This window comes from Pseudomonas sp. C 49-2, from assembly GCF_003970195.1.
GTDB classification, from domain to species: domain Bacteria; phylum Pseudomonadota; class Gammaproteobacteria; order Pseudomonadales; family Pseudomonadaceae; genus Aquipseudomonas; species Aquipseudomonas canadensis.
This window is the reverse complement of record NZ_RXYG01000011.1, coordinates 70,591-85,199: the sequence shown is the minus strand read 5'-3', so window position 1 is coordinate 85,199 and position 14,609 is coordinate 70,591. Positions and strand designations below refer to the sequence as shown.

Here is a 14,609-nt window from a genome sequence, read left to right as displayed (position 1 = left end):
CGTGTTTTTCCTTAAACCTGCGGGAATGCCATCCAGTAATGGCTAATCAGTGGCGCGGATTGTGCCAGACGTCTTCGCCGCAGGCCACTGGGCGCCCACCGCCAACCTTTCACAAAACCTTCATCCAACCGACCCCCTCCAGTCATGTGCAAGTAATAGCACTGACACCTCCCGCGCCTACTGTCGTTTGAACTCAACCGCAGCCATCCCCTGGCTGTTCAAACAAGACAGAGAAGCCCATGAATCACGCTATCCATGTCGATCACTTGAACAAGACCTTTGCGAAGAAATCCGCGTTGGTCGACCTCGAACTCACCATTGCCCCAGGTGAGATGGTCGCGCTGATTGGCGCTTCCGGTTCCGGCAAGTCCACCTTGTTGCGCCATTTGGCCGGCCTGGCCTGTTGCGACAAGAGCAATGGCGGCAGCGTCAAGGTGCTGGGCCGGGAAGTGCAGGCCAGCGGGCGCTTGAATGGCAAGGTGCGGCGGCTGCGTGCGGACATCGGCTACATCTTCCAGCAGTTCAATCTGGTCAATCGCCTGAGCGTACTCGACAACGTGCTGCTCGGTTGCCTGGGTCGCATGCCGCGCTGGCGTGGCAACCTGGGGTTGTTCAATGCCGAAGAGAAGGCCTTTGCCCTGGAGTCCCTGGCACGCGTTGGCCTGGCCGACCTAGCCGCGCAACGGGCGTCGACCTTGTCCGGCGGTCAGCAGCAGCGCGTGGCAATTGCCCGCGCGTTGACCCAGCGCGCCGAGGTGATCCTCGCCGACGAACCCATCGCCTCCCTCGACCCGGAGTCGGCGCGCAAGGTGATGGAGATCCTCGCCGACATCAACCGCCGCGACGGCAAGACCGTGGTGGTGACCCTGCATCAAGTCGATTACGCCATGCGTTATTGCCCGCGCGCCGTGGCACTCAAGGGCGGGCGTATTCATTTCGACGGGCAGGGCAGTGCGATGAGCAGCCAGTTCCTCAATGATTTGTACGGTGCCGACGTCGACACCAGCCTGATGTTTTCCGACCAGACCCGTCAAACCACCGTCACCCCTCGGCTGGCCCTGGCGCGCGCTTGAAACCCTACTCACGACCCACAGGAATACTTTCCATGTTGAACCGTATCGGTCACGTTTTTTTGTCTGCGGTGTTGCTGGCCAGTGTGGCCTTGGGCAATGCCCATGCCGCCGACAAGGCGATCAACTTCGGCATCATGTCCACCGAGTCTTCGCAGAACCTCAAGAGCATCTGGCAGCCATTCCTGGATGACATGCACAAGAAGACCGGCCTGACCATCAACGCCACTTTCGCCTCCGACTACGCCGGGCTGATCCAGGGCATGCGCTTCAACAAGGTCGATGTGGCCTGGCTGGGCAACAAGGCCGCGATGGAAGCCGTGGACCGTTCCAACGGCGAGATATTCGCCCAGACCGCCGCCGCCAACGGTGCCGCCGGTTACTGGAGCGTGCTGATCGTGCGCAAGGACAGCCCGATCAACAACGTCGAGGACATGCTCAAGAATGCCAAGAACCTGACCTTCGGCAACGGTGACCCGAACTCCACCTCGGGCTACCTGGTGCCGGGCTACTACGTGTTTGCCAAGAACAATGTGGATGCCGCCACCGCGTTCAAGCGCACGCTCAACTCCAGCCATGAAGTCAACGCACTGAGCGTGGCCAAGGGGCAGTTGGACGTGGCCACGTTCAACACCGAAAGCTGGGACCGTTTGGAAGTCACCCAACCCGATAAGGCCGCCATGCTCAAGGTGATCTGGAAATCACCGCTGATCCCTGCCGACCCGATGGTGTGGAGCAAGGCGCTGAGCGACAGCGAGAAGACCAAGATCCGCGACTTCTTCGCCCACTACGGTGACACCGATGAAGAGAAGGCGGTGCTGAAGAACATGCAACTGGGCAAGTTCCTCGCCTCCAGTGACGACCAACTGCTGCCGATCCGCCAGTTGGAGCTGTTCAAGCAGCGCACCACGATCAGTGCTGACGACAAGCTGGAAGCGGCGGACAAAGCCAAGAAGCTCGCCGATATCGATGCTGATTTGGCGAAGTTGCAACAGCGCATCTCCGAGCTCGACAAAAAAACCGCAGCCAACGGCTAATCCCTGTGTGAGCCGACTCGTTGTGGTGAGCGGGCTTGCTGTGGTGAGCGGGCTTGCCCCGCGCTGGGCTGCGCAGCAGCCCCCTTTGGAACAGCGGTGAACCCGGCGGGGGACAAGCCCCCTCACCACAAAAGCCCGCCCACATTTTGTATGAGAGTGACCCATGACTACCTTGCACGCTGAAGCCGTCGGCAAACGCACCTGGCCGCAATACCTCGGCTGGGGCCTGTTTCTGGTCCTGCTGGCCTGGGCCTGGCACGGCGCCGAGATGAACCCGCTGGCGCTGTACCGCGACTCCGGAAACATGGCGACCTTCGCCGCCGACTTCTTCCCGCCGGACTTCCGCGAATGGCGCTCCTACCTCAAGGAGATGATCGTCACCGTGCAAATCGCCCTTTGGGGCACGGTGTTGGCCATCGTCTGCTCGGTGCCGCTGGGCATTCTTTGCGCCGACAACATCACCCCGTGGTGGATCCACCAACCGCTGCGCCGGGTGATGGACGCCTTCCGTTCCATCAATGAAATGGTGTTCGCCATGTTGTTCGTGGTCGCCGTCGGCCTCGGTCCCTTCGCTGGCGTTTTGGCCCTGTGGATCAGCACCACCGGCGTCCTCGCCAAGCTGTTTGCCGAAGCCGTCGAAGCCATCGACCCAGGCCCGGTTGAAGGTGTACGCGCCACCGGTGCCAGTGCCTTGCAGGAAGTGATCTACGGCGTGATCCCCCAGGTGATGCCGCTGTGGGTGAGCTACGCGCTGTACCGCTTCGAAGCCAACGTGCGCTCGGCCACGGTGGTCGGCATGGTCGGCGCGGGCGGGATCGGCGTGATCCTCTGGGAAAACATCCGCGCCTTCCAGTTCGTCCAAACCTGCGCGGTGCTGCTGGTGATCATTGTGGTGGTGAGCGGTATCGATGTGTTGTCCCAACGCCTGCGCAAGCAGTTCATCTGACGTCGGAGGGGTGCCCGCGCGGCGCTTTTTTTAAGCATGCAGTTGTCTAGACAAGATGAACCGGTGTACCGCGAACTCGCGGATATCCTGCGCCGTGAATTGAGCAGCTACAGCGCCGGTGACTTCCTGCCCGGCGAGGTGCACATGGCCGAGCGTTTTGGCGTCAACCGCCACACGCTGCGCCGTGCCATCGATGAGCTGGTGTTCGAAGGCAGCCTGTTGCGCCGCCAGGGCAAGGGCACCCAGGTACTTGATCGCCCCTTGATCTACCCGATGGGCGCCGAGACCTCCTACAGCCAGTCACTGTCGGCCCAGGGCGTGGGCGTCGAGGCGGTGCTGCTCAAGCGGCGCTACTGCTACGCCAGTCGCGATGAGGCGCAGCACCTGGGCATTGCCGAAATGGCGCCGATGATCGAGCTGCAGACCCTGCGCAAGCTCGACCACCAGCCCGTCAGCCTGATCCGCCATCGCTACTGCGCCAGCCGGGCGCCGTTGCTGGCCGACTATAACGGCGGTTCGCTGCGCCAGTACCTGCGCGAGCGCGACCTGCCGCTGACGCGTACCCAAAGCTTGATCGGTGCGCGTTTGCCCAACCGTGATGAAGCCGCGCTGCTGATGATGCCTCGGCATTTGCCGGCCCTCACCGTATTCACCCTTTCCCGCGATCGCGACGGCCGCCCGGTGGAGCTGGCGCAGTCCACCAGCCGTTCGGATCGCTTCCAGTACCAAGTGGTGACCTGATGGAGACCCTGATGAATCTGTCCCCGCGTCAGCATTGGATTGGTGTGCTCGCCCGCGCCCAACTCAGTGAACTGCAACCTCACGAAGCCGCGTTGAAAGACGCGGAATACCAACTGATCCGTGCCCCGGAAGTCGGCATGACCCTGGTGCGCGGCCGTATGGGCGGCAATGGCGCGCCATTCAACGTCGGCGAAATGAGCGTGACCCGCTGCGTGGTGCGCCTGGCCGATGGCCGCACCGGCTACAGCTACCTGGCCGGGCGTGACAAGGCCCATGCCGAGTTGGCGGCCCTGGCCGATGCCCATTTGCAAGGCAGCCAGCCAAGTCTCTGGCTCAGCGACCTGATCACCGCGCTGGCCAGTGCCCAGGCTCAGCGCCGCGCGCAAAAAGAAGCCGACACCGCGGCCACCAAGGTCGAGTTCTTCACCCTCGTGCGAGGAGAAAACTGATGAATGCGCAACTGTTGCAACCGGCGTTTGTCGACCCGGTGCTGGATGCCCAGCGCGGTTTTCGTGCGGCCCTCAAAGCCTTGGCAGAACCCGGTTTGATCCAACACCTGCCGTCCGCGCCGCGCCTCGATGGGCTGGCGCCGGCCACCTATGCACTGTGCCTCGCGCTGCTGGACGGCGACACGCCGCTGTGGCTTTCACCGAGCTTCGACACGCCGCTGATCCGCGCCAACCTGGCTTTCCACTGTGGTTGCCCGTTGAAGGCAAACCGTGAAGACGCGGTGTTCGCCTTACTGGGTGAGCAAGACCTGCTCGACCTCAGCGGCTTCGACCACGGCAATGACCGCTACCCCGACCAGTCCTGCACCTTGCTCGTGCAGCTCACTGACCTGGAGTCCGGTCGCGGCCTGCTCTGGCGCGGCCCGGGTATCAAGGCCCAGCGCCAGGTGCACCTGCCGGTGCCACAAGCCTTCTGGCTGGAACGCCAGCGTCGCGAAGCCTTCCCCCGTGGCCTGGATGTGTTGTTTGCCGCCGGCCATCACCTGATCGGCCTGCCACGCAGCAGCCGCATCGCAGAGGAGCACGCCTGATGTACGTAGCCGTCAAAGGTGGCGAACAGGCCATCGACAATGCCCACCGCCTGCTGGCGAAAAAACGCCGGGGCGACACCGCGATTCCTGAATTGAGCGTGACGCAAATCCGCGAGCAATTGCCCTTGGCCGTGGCGCGAGTGATGACCGAAGGCTCGCTGTTCGATGAGGAACTCGCCGCGCTGGCGATCAAGCAAGCGGCGGGGGACCTGGTGGAAGCGATCTTCCTGCTGCGTGCCTACCGCACCACGCTGCCGCGCTTCAGCCCGAGCCTGCCGATCGACACCGCGCACATGTCGCTGAGCCGACGCCTGTCGGCCACATTCAAGGACGTGCCCGGCGGCCAGTTGCTCGGCCCGACTTTCGATTACACCCACCGCCTGCTGGATTTTTCGCTGCTGGCCGAAGGTGAATATCCAGGCCCGCAAACCACGCCCGATGCGCGCATCGAAGCCTGCCCACGCGTTCTCGGCCTGCTCGCCAAAGAAGGCCTGATCAAGACCGAAACCGACGACAACGCCAGCGTTGCCGACATCACCCGTGACCCGCTGGAATACCCGGCCAGCCGCGCCGAACGCCTGCAAGCCCTGGCCCGTGGCGATGAAGGTTTTCTGTTGGCACTGGGCTATTCGACCCAACGTGGCTATGGCCGCAACCACCCGTTTGCCGGCGAGATCCGCATCGGCGATGTGGAGGTGTGGATCGACCCGGAGGAACTGGGTTTTCCCATCTGCCTGGGCAGCATCGAGGTGACCGAGTGCGAGATGGTCAACCAGTTCGTGGGGTCGGCCACCGAGTTGGCGCAGTTCACGCGCGGGTATGGCCTGGCGTTCGGGCACGCCGAGCGCAAGGCCATGGGCATGGCATTGGTCGACCGCTCGCTGCGCGCCGGGGAATACAACGAAGAGATCGTCTCGCCGGCCCAGCGCGAGGAGTTCGTGCTGGCCCATTGCGACAACGTCGAGGCCGCGGGCTTTGTCTCGCACCTCAAATTACCGCATTACGTGGACTTCCAGTCCGAGCTGGAACTGATCCGCAAACTGCGCCAACCCGCCGAGGGCTCCCGCCATGAATGACACGGCCTACAACTTTGCCTACCTCGACGAACAAACCAAACGCATGATCCGCCGCGCCTTGCTCAAGGCCGTGGCGATCCCCGGTTACCAAGTGCCGTTCGGTGGCCGGGAAATGCCGTTGCCTTACGGCTGGGGCACCGGCGGCATGCAATTGACCGCCGCGATCCTTGGTGCGGACGATGTGCTCAAAGTCATCGACCAAGGCGCGGATGACACTACCAACGCCGTGTCGATCCGGCGCTTTTTTGCGCGCACCGCTGGCGTCGCCACCACCGAAGCCACGCCGGACGCGACGGTGATCCAGACCCGCCACCGCATCCCGGAAACGCCGTTGCAGGCCGATCAGATCATGGTCTATCAGGTGCCGATTCCTGAGCCACTGCGCTTCATCGAACCGTCGGAAACCGAGACTCGCACCATGCACGCCCTGAATGATTACGGGGTGATGCACGTGAAGCTCTACGAAGACATCGCCACCTTCGGCCATATCGCCACCAGCTACGCCTACCCGGTGATGGTCGACGAGCGCTACGTGATGGACCCATCGCCAATCCCCAAATTCGATAACCCGAAACTCGACATGAGCCCGGCGCTGATGTTGTTTGGCGCTGGTCGCGAGAAACGTTTGTACGCGGTGCCGCCCTACACCCAGGTCACCAGCCTGGACTTTGAAGACCACCCGTTCGAGGTGCAGAAGTGGGAGCACAACTGCGCCATCTGCGGCAGTCATGAATCCTTCCTCGATGAGCTGATTCTCGACGATGCGGGAACCCAGAGTTTTGTCTGTTCCGACACCTGGTACTGCGCGCAACGCGTCAAGGAGAACAACCAATGAGCCAGCCTTTGCTACAAGTACGTGACCTGTCTTTGCTCTATGGCCCGGAGAAGGGTTGCCAAGGCGTCAGCTTTGACCTGTACCCCGGCGAAGTGCTGGGCATTGTCGGCGAGTCCGGCTCGGGTAAGTCCACCTTGCTCTCGCTGTTGAGCGGGCGCCTACCGCCGCAAGCGGGGAGCATCGGCTACCGCAGCAAGGACGGCGAATGGCTGGATTTGTACAGCGCCAGCGAAGCCGAGCGCCGCACGTTGCTGCGTACCGAATGGGGCTTTGTCGAACAAAACCCTCGCGACGGTTTGCGCATGGGCGTGTCAGCCGGCGCCAACATCGGCGAGCGCTTGATGGCCCAGGGCGTGCGCAATTACGCGCAACTGCGCGGTGCCGGTCTCGATTGGTTGAGCCAGGTGGAAATCGACCCGCAACGTATCGATGACTTGCCGCGCACCTTCTCCGGCGGCATGCAGCAGCGCCTGCAAATCGCCCGCAATCTCGTCTCCAGCCCGCGTCTTGTGTTCATGGACGAGCCCACCGGCGGCCTCGACGTGTCGGTGCAAGCGCGTCTGCTCGACTTGCTGCGCAGCTTGGTTCGCGAGCTGGATTTGGCCGTGGTGATCGTCACCCACGACCTGGCCGTCGCGCGCCTGTTGGCCGACCGCCTGATGGTGATGCGTCGCTCCCGGGTGGTGGAAACCGGGCTCACCGACCAGATCCTCGACGATCCACAGCACCCTTACTCTCAACTGCTGGTGTCTTCGGTATTGCAGCCATGACAAATGCCTTGATCGAGGTCCGTGACCTCTCGAAAACCTTCACCCTGCATCAACAACATGGCGTGGTGCTCAACGTGCTGCGCGGCGTCGAGTTCAGTGTGCAGGGCGGTGAATGCCTGGTGCTGCACGGCCAGTCCGGCGCCGGTAAAAGCACCTTGCTGCGTACCCTCTACGGCAACTATCTGCCGGCGGGCGGCAGCATTCGTGTGCAGCATGCGGGCGAGTGGCTGGAGCTGGTCGGCGCCGAGCCGCGGGACATTTTGCAGGTGCGCCAGCAAACCCTCGGCTACGTCAGCCAGTTCCTGCGGGTAATCCCTCGCGTGGCGTGCCTGGACGTGGTGATGGAGCCGGCGTTGGCCCGGGGTTGGTCCAGGGTCAATGCGCAGTCGCGTGCCGAGCACCTGCTGACGCGTCTGAATATCCCGCAACGCCTGTGGCAACTGGCGCCCGGCACCTTTTCCGGCGGCGAGCAACAGCGCGTCAACATCGCCCGCGGTTTCATGGTGGCCTGGCCGGTGATGTTGCTGGACGAACCCACCGCGTCCCTGGACGACAACAACCGCCAGGTGGTGCTGGAGCTGATGAACGAAGCCAAGGCCGCCGGCGCGGCGCTGATCGGTATCTTCCACGACCGCGCCGCCCGTGAAGCGGTGGCCGACCGCCATTTAGACATGACCCCCACGCCCGTTGCCGCAGAGGAATACGCCCATGCCCGCTGAACAGATCCTCAGTAATGCCCAGATTGTCACGGCTGATCGCATGTTCCTCGGTTCGGTGGTGCTGCGCGACGGCAAGATCGTCGACCTTGCCGAAGGCCGCAGCCATTTGCCCCAGGCCCAAGACCTGGGCGGCGATTTCCTCTTGCCTGGCCTGGTGGAGCTGCACACCGACAATCTGGAAAAACACATGACCCCGCGCCCCGGCGTGGACTGGCCGTCGACCTCGGCCGTGCTCAGCCACGATGCGCAGATCATCGCAGCGGGCATCACCACGGTGTTTGACGCGGTATCCATTGGCGACGTGAACCCCAAGGGCAACCGCATGAAGAAACTGCCGGCGATGCTCGATGCCATCGCGCAGGCGGAAGGCGCCGGGTTGACCCGCGCCGAGCACCACCTGCACCTGCGTTGCGAACTGTGCCACCCGGACACCCTCAGCGTGTTCCGCGACCTGGTGGAAAACCCGCTGGTGCAACTGGTCTCGGTGATGGACCATTCGCCCGGCCAGCGCCAGTTCGTGCTCGAATCCAAGTACCGTGAGTACTACATGGGCAAGTACCACCTGAACGACGAAACCATGGACGCGTTCATCGTGCTGCAAAAGGCCAACTCCCTGGCGTACAGCGACCGTTATCGCGCCGCCATCGTCGAGCATTGCCTGGCGCGCGGCCTGTCCGTCGCCAGCCACGACGATGCGACATTGGCCCATGTGCAAGAGTCGGCGCGCTACGGCATGACCATCGCCGAATTCCCCACCACCCTGGAAGCGGCGAAGGGCTGCCAGGCGCTGGACATGAAAGTGTTGATGGGCGCGCCGAACGTGGTGCGCGGCGGGTCGCACTCGGGTAATGTGGCCGCCGCCGGCCTGGCGGCCGAGGGATTGCTGGATATACTTTCCAGCGACTATTACCCGGCCAGCCTGTTGCAGGCGGCCTTCGTGCTGGCGGACCAGCAGGACGGCGGCGACCTGTCGCGAGCGGTCAAGATGATCAGCCTGGCGCCGGCAAAAGCTGCCGGCCTGAGCGATCGCGGCGAAATCGCCATCGGCCTGCGTGCCGACCTGGTCCAGGCCCGCAGCCGCGAAGGGCTGCCTGTGGTGCAACAAGTATGGCGACAAGCGAAGAGGGTGTTTTGATGGCAGGCAAGTTGATCTATCTCATCGGGCCCTCCGGCTCGGGCAAGGACAGCCTGCTGGATGCTGCACGCCCACGCCTGGCCGAGCGCGGTTGCCGCGTCGTGCGCCGCGTTATCACCCGCTCGGCGGAAGCGGTGGGCGAGGCGGCGCAAGGGATCAGCCCGGAGCAGTTCGCCGCGCTGCAGGCCGAGGGTGCATTTGCCCTCAGCTGGCAGGCGAATGGCTTGTCCTATGGCATTCCCAAGGAGATCGACGAGTGGCTGGCGGCGGGGGACGACGTGCTGGTCAACGGTTCGCGCGCGCACTTGGCACAGACGCGCGCGCGTTATCCTACGTCGCTGGTGTTGCTGTTGACGGTAGATCAGGCAGTGTTGCGCCAGCGCTTGATCGCACGCGGGCGTGAGGCCCTGGCGGATATCGAGGAGCGTCTGGCACGCAATACGCGGTTCACCGCTGAGTTGATCGCGGGGCATGGGGCGGGGTTGTTCATCCTGGATAACTCCGGGCCGCTGGAACATACGGTCGAACGCCTGCTGTGCTGCCTCGACCACGGGCACTCGGCATGCGCCTGACGCTGCTTGGCACCGGTGACGCGCGGCAAGTTCCGGTGTACGGCTGCGAATGCCCCGCGTGCGGTCTGGCGCGCAGCGACGAAAGCCTGCGCCGCCGCCCGTGCAGTGCGCTGATCGAATGCGGCGACCAGCGCTGGCTGATCGACAGCGGTTTACCCGACCTCACCGAACGCTTCCCGCCGCGCAGCTTCAACGGGATTTTCCAGACCCACTACCACGCCGATCATGCCCAGGGTTTGCTGCACCTGCGCTGGGGGCACGGGCTGGTGATTCCGGTGCACGGCCCGGCGGATCCGGAGGGGTTGTCGGACTTGTACAAGCATCCGGGCATCCTGGATTTCAGCCAGCCCTTTGCCGCATTTGAAACACGCCAATTTGGCGAGTTGAGCGTCACAGCGTTGCCGTTGCAGCATTCCAAGCTAACCCTGGGCTACCTGCTGGAAGGCGAGGGGCGACGCATCGCCTACCTCACCGACACCGTCGGCCTGCCACCGGAGACCCTGGCCTGGTTGCAACGCGAACCGCTGGACGTGCTGGTGCTGGATTGCTCCATGCCGCCGCAGCCGCAAGCGCCGCGAAATCACAATGACCTGACGCTGGCGTTGCAGGGCATTGAGGAAACCGGTGCGCAATTGGGGGTGCTGACCCATGTGGGGCATACGTTGGATGCGTGGTTGCTGGAGCATCGCTGTGAATTGCCACTGCATGTCACGGTCGGCTGGGATGGCCGGATCATCTGAACACCCTCCAACCCCGCAGGAGCCGGCTTGCCGGCGCTACGCCATTAGCCCTTCAACATATTCGATAAACGCCTTGGCCTTGGCACTTGGCATTCGACCTGTCGGCAACACTGCCCAGAGATCCTTCGGCGGGAGTTCCCAGTCGGTCAACACGGCTTTCACCTCACCCCTGGTCAATTCCGGGCCGAACATCCATTCGGACGTCATCGCTAGGCCGTGGTGAGCGAGCACGCCAGCGCGCAAGCCTTCGGAAGACGTGACGCGCAAGCGCCCGCGAGCAGCTATGGCCTGCTCGTGAGGGCCTTGTTTGAAGGGCCAGAGCGGGCTCTCCCCGAGGCTGTAGATCACGGCCTGGTGGTTGAGGATATCCGCTGGGCTTTGTGGCTCGCCGAAACGTTCGAAGTAGGCCGGTGTGCCGAACACCCGGCTTGGGCTTTGGCCAAGCCGGCGAGCAGTGAGACCGGAATCACTCAAGTTGCCGATACGCAGGGCGACGTCGATGCCGTCTTCAACCAGGTTGAGGATGCGGTCGTCGAGCAACACGTCGATGTTCAGGCCAGGGTGCTGGTCAAGGAAGGGTCCCAGGTTGGGAATGATCCGCATACGGGAGAATGTCACGCCGGCGCTGACCCGCAGGTTGCCCGTTAATCCTGCGCCCGCGCCCCGGGCGGCCTCGTCAGCTTCGTCGGCTTCGAATATCGCGCTCTTGGCTTTTTCGAAAAACGCCAGGCCTGCCTCGGTGGGCGTCAGGCCCCTGGTCGAGCGCAACACCAACCGCACGGCCAGGCGTGCTTCCAATTGCGCGATGCTTTTGGACACGGCGGGTTGGCCGATGCCCAGGCGCTTGGCAGCGGCCGAGAAGGAGCCGGTCTCCACGACGTGAACGAAGGTTTCCATGGCAGTGAGACGGTCCATCGAGTGTTCCTGTTGGCTGGGCGGCGCTCAAGCCTAAGGCGATGGGCTGCCGGTGTCATGCGTTTCCCGTGTTGTACTTTCAATATTCAGTAAAACAGCCGTCAGTCAGGGGTGTGAATTTTGTGCTTGAGTAAAGATAACTCTAGGGTTACGTTTATTCGGGCCAAGCCAAGGAGGCTCGGGTGCAAAGCAGGTTATTGATCAAGGAACTGCAAGAGGCAGGTTGGATGCTGGATCGGGTCACGGAAAGTCATCATATTTTTACTCATCGCTATAGCCCTTACACCATTTCAGTGCCCCATCCAAAGAAGGACTTGCCGCTGGGCACCGTCAGAAGCATCAGGAAGCGCGCCGGCTTGTTTCAGTTTTAAGGAGAACATTCATGCAATACCCAATCTGTATCGAATGGGGCGATGACTTCACCGCCACCGGTATCCAGATCCCCGATATCCCAGGCGCAGTCACCGCCGGGGACAGTTTTGAAGAGGCCTACAACGCCGCAGTGGAAGTCGCGCACATCATGCTTCAAGAGATTGCCGCAGAAGGCGGGCCGATTCCGATGCCGACGTCGGTGGCCAACCATCACACGCACGAGGACTACGCCGGCATGGGCTGGGGGATGTTGGAGTTGGACATCTCGCCCTACCTGGGCAAGACCGAGAAGGTCAATGTGACCTTGCCCGGTTACGTCATCCAGCGCATCGACCGGTATGTGCGTGAGCACAAGGTCAAGAGCCGCTCCTCCTTCCTGGCGGATGCCGCGCTGGAGAAGCTGGTGCGGTCCTGAGGAAGGTTTAAGGATATGTCCTGACCGTTGGGAAAACCGCGTAGTTGAGCGAGAGGTGCTGTTTTAGATTTTGTTTTTCTCTCGTCAAAACAACGCGATGCCGCCCGGGCCTTTGTGTTGTCGAGTGTTTCAATTACAAAGGAATTCCGGTCCCTCAAGCAGTGGCAACCGTGGCCTGACGTGAAGCACTCACGAACCGCAGCAGCGCGATCAAGGGGAACGCGCTGCCCACCAGCATCACGCCCAGCCAGCCGCCGTGTTCATACACGCTGCTGGCAATCGCGGAGCCGAAGGCGCCGCCGATGAAGATGCTGGTCATGTACAGCGCGTTCAGGCGGCTGCGGCTGTTGGCGTCGAGCGCGTAGATGGCGCGTTGGCCCAGCACCATATTCATCTGCACGCAGAAGTCCAGGACCACTCCGGTCACGGCCAGGCCAATCACGCTGTACAACGGGTGCACGAAGGCCGGCAGAAAACTCAGCGCCGCAAACAGCATGGCCAGCAACGACGCGCGGTGGGTATGGCCGGCATCGGCCAGGCGGCCGGCGATGGGTGCGGCAATCGCACCCAGCGCGCCGACCAGGGCAAACAGCGCGATCTCGCTTTGGCTCAATCCGTGGTTGCGCGCCAGCTCCAGTGGGGCAGCGGTCCAGAACAGGCTGAAGGTGGCGAACATGCAACCCTGATAAAACGCCCGTTGGCGCAATACCGGTTGCTCACGCAACAAGGTGCCGAGGGAGCGCAGCAACTGGCCATAGGTGGCACTGTGGTCGGGCTGGCGCTTGGGGATGGTGATCAGCAACACCACACTGATAAACGCCATCAACGCCGCCGCCGCCATGAACATCGCGCGCCAGCCGAAGTGGTCCGCCACCACGCTGGACACCGGCCGAGCCAACAGGATGCCGAGCAACAGGCCACCCATAATGCTGCCGACCACGCGGCCACGGGATTCGGCGGGTGCCAGGTGCGCAGCCAGCGGGATCAGGATCTGCACCGACACCGAACTGAAACCGATCAGCAGCGATACCAACAGGAACAGATTCGGCTGCTCGGTAAATGCCGCACCCAACAGACTGGCGATGGCCAGTACGGTGGTGGCGATCATCAGCTTGCGGTTTTCCAACAGGTCACCCAGTGGCACCAGGAAAAACAGGCCCAGGGCGTAACCGATCTGCGTCAAGGAGACGATCAGGCTGGCCATCGCAGGCGTAAGGCCGATGTCCGGCGCGATCAGCTCGATGATCGGTTGTGCATAGTAGATATTGGCAACAATGGCGCCGCAGCAAAACGCAAACAGCATCACCATGCTCCGGGTCATGGTGGTTGTAGCGTGGGAGGTAGCGTTCATGGTGTTCTCATAAATGCGAAGGAAAGTGGGGCGAGCCTAAAGACAACACCGTAGCCCGGGTAGGCCGCTGGCAGTGATAACACTCATGCCCGGTAATGATGAGTGAATCGTTAACTTTCTGCGCGAAGGGTGATGATACATTCAGGCATAACTGCCGAAACAGGAAATTGATGGTCATGAAAATCACGTTGAACAAAATGCTCCTGGCTTCCACGCTCGCCGCCGCCATGGCCGTGGGCCTGGCCCAGGCTGCCGAAGCCCCGCGCGTAGGTGTACGCGGCGCCATTACGGCGATGGAGGGCGATGCGATGCACGTCAAGGTCAATAGCGGTGAGGAGGTCATCGTGCACCTCACCCCGGCCACCCAGGTGCGCGCAGTCACCCTGGCCAAGATCGATGAGATCAAGCCGGGCAGCTACATCGGCTCCGCCGCCATGCCCAACGCCGATGGCACTCTGACCGCGCTGGAAGTGCACGTGTTTCCACCGGCCATGGCCGGCACGGGCGACGGGCATCGCGCGTTCGACCTCAAAGAAGGCAGCAGCATGACCAACGGCACCGTCGGCGACCTGGTCGTGAGCAACGGGCGTACCTTGACCGTGAAGTACAAAGGCGGCGAACAAAAGATCGTGGTGCCGGAGGATGTGCCGATCGTCAACCTGGAGCCGGGGGATCGCAGTTTGCTCAAGGCGGGGGTAAAGGTGGTGTTGTTTGCGGCGCAGGGGGCGGATGGGACCATTACCGCGCAGGCCATCTCAGCCGGTAAAGATGGTGTGACACCGCCAATGTAAAGTCTGGCGCAGAACCAAATGTGGGAGCGGGCTTGCTCGCGAATGCGGTGGATCAGCCAATGAATCTGTTGACTGACACACCGCA

General features: G+C 62.6%; 18 protein-coding genes. 16 read left to right on the top strand and 2 right to left on the bottom strand.

All coding sequences use genetic code 11. The features are described from left to right. The first annotated feature begins 239 nt into the window (after positions 1 to 239). From phnC to phnP, 13 genes are all read left to right on the top strand, one after another. Positions 240 to 1,073: a phosphonate ABC transporter ATP-binding protein gene (gene phnC / locus EJ576_RS21535; protein WP_126571033.1), complete on the top strand. Its 834-nt coding sequence runs from the start codon at positions 240 to 242 to the stop codon at positions 1,071 to 1,073. 32 nt (positions 1,074 to 1,105) lie between these two features. Next, positions 1,106 to 2,107 (top strand): phosphonate ABC transporter substrate-binding protein, encoded by a 1,002-nt coding sequence (gene phnD, locus EJ576_RS21530; RefSeq protein ID WP_123476969.1) that lies wholly within the window; start codon positions 1,106 to 1,108, stop codon positions 2,105 to 2,107. 163 nt (positions 2,108 to 2,270) lie between these two features. Then, entirely contained in the window at positions 2,271 to 3,053 is a 783-nt protein-coding gene (gene phnE, locus EJ576_RS21525) for a phosphonate ABC transporter, permease protein PhnE (RefSeq protein WP_126571032.1), read from the top strand. 36 nt (positions 3,054 to 3,089) lie between these two features. Then, positions 3,090 to 3,794 (top strand): phosphonate metabolism transcriptional regulator PhnF, encoded by a 705-nt coding sequence (gene phnF, locus EJ576_RS21520; protein ID WP_177051354.1) that lies wholly within the window; start codon positions 3,090 to 3,092, stop codon positions 3,792 to 3,794. Positions 3,795 to 3,805: 11 nt separating this feature from the next. Next, entirely contained in the window at positions 3,806 to 4,243 is a 438-nt protein-coding gene (gene phnG, locus EJ576_RS21515) for a phosphonate C-P lyase system protein PhnG (protein WP_126571030.1), read from the top strand. Then, positions 4,243 to 4,833, top strand: coding sequence for a phosphonate C-P lyase system protein PhnH (gene phnH / locus EJ576_RS21510; protein ID WP_126571029.1), 591 nt, complete (start codon positions 4,243 to 4,245; stop codon positions 4,831 to 4,833). The genes phnG and phnH overlap by 1 nt, the downstream gene beginning before the upstream one ends. Then, a complete protein-coding gene (locus tag EJ576_RS21505) occupies positions 4,833 to 5,909 on the top strand; it encodes a carbon-phosphorus lyase complex subunit PhnI (RefSeq protein WP_123476978.1) in 1,077 nt (358 codons plus the stop codon). Before phnH ends, EJ576_RS21505 begins: the two co-directional genes overlap by 1 nt. Beyond that, on the top strand, positions 5,902 to 6,744 hold the full coding sequence (locus EJ576_RS21500; protein WP_126571028.1) for an alpha-D-ribose 1-methylphosphonate 5-phosphate C-P-lyase PhnJ: 843 nt from the start codon (positions 5,902 to 5,904) through the stop codon (positions 6,742 to 6,744). Before EJ576_RS21505 ends, EJ576_RS21500 begins: the two co-directional genes overlap by 8 nt. Next, positions 6,741 to 7,514: a phosphonate C-P lyase system protein PhnK gene (gene phnK, locus EJ576_RS21495; RefSeq protein WP_126571027.1), complete on the top strand. Its 774-nt coding sequence runs from the start codon at positions 6,741 to 6,743 to the stop codon at positions 7,512 to 7,514. Before EJ576_RS21500 ends, phnK begins: the two co-directional genes overlap by 4 nt. Further along, positions 7,511 to 8,233 carry a phosphonate C-P lyase system protein PhnL gene (gene phnL / locus EJ576_RS21490; RefSeq protein ID WP_126571026.1) on the top strand — a complete coding sequence of 241 codons (723 nt, stop codon included), beginning with the start codon at positions 7,511 to 7,513 and terminating at the stop codon, positions 8,231 to 8,233. The genes phnK and phnL overlap by 4 nt, the downstream gene beginning before the upstream one ends. Beyond that, positions 8,223 to 9,368 carry an alpha-D-ribose 1-methylphosphonate 5-triphosphate diphosphatase gene (locus tag EJ576_RS21485; protein ID WP_126571025.1) on the top strand — a complete coding sequence of 382 codons (1,146 nt, stop codon included), beginning with the start codon at positions 8,223 to 8,225 and terminating at the stop codon, positions 9,366 to 9,368. The genes phnL and EJ576_RS21485 overlap by 11 nt, the downstream gene beginning before the upstream one ends. After that, the gene (gene phnN / locus EJ576_RS21480) at positions 9,368 to 9,940 is read left to right on the top strand and encodes a phosphonate metabolism protein/1,5-bisphosphokinase (PRPP-forming) PhnN (protein ID WP_126571024.1); all 573 of its coding nucleotides are present in this window, start codon (positions 9,368 to 9,370) and stop codon (positions 9,938 to 9,940) included. The genes EJ576_RS21485 and phnN overlap by 1 nt, the downstream gene beginning before the upstream one ends. Then, positions 9,931 to 10,680, top strand: a complete 750-nt coding sequence (gene phnP, locus EJ576_RS21475; RefSeq protein ID WP_126571023.1) for a phosphonate metabolism protein PhnP — start codon at positions 9,931 to 9,933, stop codon at positions 10,678 to 10,680. Before phnN ends, phnP begins: the two co-directional genes overlap by 10 nt. A 36-nt stretch (positions 10,681 to 10,716) precedes the next feature. On the opposite strand, the gene EJ576_RS21470 is transcribed toward phnP, so the two are convergent. Next, on the bottom strand, positions 10,717 to 11,595 hold the full coding sequence (locus EJ576_RS21470) for a LysR family transcriptional regulator (RefSeq protein ID WP_122725226.1): 879 nt from the start codon (positions 11,593 to 11,595) through the stop codon (positions 10,717 to 10,719). Positions 11,596 to 11,777: 182 nt separating this feature from the next. Here EJ576_RS21470 and EJ576_RS21465 point away from each other — a divergent pair, with 182 nt between their 5' ends. Both EJ576_RS21465 and EJ576_RS21460 read left to right on the top strand, forming a co-directional pair. Continuing rightward, on the top strand, positions 11,778 to 11,966 hold the full coding sequence (locus EJ576_RS21465) for a type II toxin-antitoxin system HicA family toxin (protein WP_126571022.1): 189 nt from the start codon (positions 11,778 to 11,780) through the stop codon (positions 11,964 to 11,966). An 11-nt stretch (positions 11,967 to 11,977) separates the two neighbouring features. After that, positions 11,978 to 12,382 carry a type II toxin-antitoxin system HicB family antitoxin gene (locus tag EJ576_RS21460; protein WP_122555040.1) on the top strand — a complete coding sequence of 135 codons (405 nt, stop codon included), beginning with the start codon at positions 11,978 to 11,980 and terminating at the stop codon, positions 12,380 to 12,382. A gap of 154 nt (positions 12,383 to 12,536) precedes the next feature. Here the strand turns inward: EJ576_RS21460 and EJ576_RS21455 are convergent, their stop codons facing one another. Beyond that, positions 12,537 to 13,733: an MFS transporter gene (locus EJ576_RS21455; RefSeq protein ID WP_073859992.1), complete on the bottom strand. Its 1,197-nt coding sequence runs from the start codon at positions 13,731 to 13,733 to the stop codon at positions 12,537 to 12,539. A gap of 176 nt (positions 13,734 to 13,909) precedes the next feature. Between EJ576_RS21455 and EJ576_RS21450 the strand changes: the two genes are divergently transcribed. Next, complete coding sequence (locus EJ576_RS21450) at positions 13,910 to 14,524, top strand: DUF5666 domain-containing protein (RefSeq protein ID WP_123476996.1); 615 nt, start codon at positions 13,910 to 13,912, stop codon at positions 14,522 to 14,524. Positions 14,525 to 14,609 lie beyond the last annotated feature (85 nt).

Excerpts from the sequence above, each read along its gene's own strand:
- phnC (WP_126571033.1), top strand. The coding sequence starts at position 240 with ATGAATCACGCTATCCATGTCGATCACTTGAACAAGACCTTTGCGAAG.
- phnD (WP_123476969.1), top strand. The coding sequence starts at position 1,106 with ATGTTGAACCGTATCGGTCACGTTTTTTTGTCTGCGGTGTTGCTGGCC.
- phnE (WP_126571032.1), top strand. The coding sequence starts at position 2,271 with ATGACTACCTTGCACGCTGAAGCCGTCGGCAAACGCACCTGGCCGCAA.
- phnF (WP_177051354.1), top strand. The coding sequence starts at position 3,090 with ATGCAGTTGTCTAGACAAGATGAACCGGTGTACCGCGAACTCGCGGAT.
- phnG (WP_126571030.1), top strand. The coding sequence starts at position 3,806 with ATGAATCTGTCCCCGCGTCAGCATTGGATTGGTGTGCTCGCCCGCGCC.
- phnH (WP_126571029.1), top strand. The coding sequence starts at position 4,243 with ATGAATGCGCAACTGTTGCAACCGGCGTTTGTCGACCCGGTGCTGGAT.
- EJ576_RS21505 (WP_123476978.1), top strand. The coding sequence starts at position 4,833 with ATGTACGTAGCCGTCAAAGGTGGCGAACAGGCCATCGACAATGCCCAC.
- EJ576_RS21500 (WP_126571028.1), top strand. The coding sequence starts at position 5,902 with ATGAATGACACGGCCTACAACTTTGCCTACCTCGACGAACAAACCAAA.
- phnK (WP_126571027.1), top strand. The coding sequence starts at position 6,741 with ATGAGCCAGCCTTTGCTACAAGTACGTGACCTGTCTTTGCTCTATGGC.
- phnL (WP_126571026.1), top strand. The coding sequence starts at position 7,511 with ATGACAAATGCCTTGATCGAGGTCCGTGACCTCTCGAAAACCTTCACC.
- EJ576_RS21485 (WP_126571025.1), top strand. The coding sequence starts at position 8,223 with ATGCCCGCTGAACAGATCCTCAGTAATGCCCAGATTGTCACGGCTGAT.
- phnN (WP_126571024.1), top strand. The coding sequence starts at position 9,368 with ATGGCAGGCAAGTTGATCTATCTCATCGGGCCCTCCGGCTCGGGCAAG.
- phnP (WP_126571023.1), top strand. The coding sequence starts at position 9,931 with ATGCGCCTGACGCTGCTTGGCACCGGTGACGCGCGGCAAGTTCCGGTG.
- EJ576_RS21470 (WP_122725226.1), bottom strand. The coding sequence starts at position 11,595 with ATGGACCGTCTCACTGCCATGGAAACCTTCGTTCACGTCGTGGAGACC.
- EJ576_RS21460 (WP_122555040.1), top strand. The coding sequence starts at position 11,978 with ATGCAATACCCAATCTGTATCGAATGGGGCGATGACTTCACCGCCACC.
- EJ576_RS21455 (WP_073859992.1), bottom strand. The coding sequence starts at position 13,733 with ATGAACGCTACCTCCCACGCTACAACCACCATGACCCGGAGCATGGTG.
- EJ576_RS21450 (WP_123476996.1), top strand. The coding sequence starts at position 13,910 with ATGAAAATCACGTTGAACAAAATGCTCCTGGCTTCCACGCTCGCCGCC.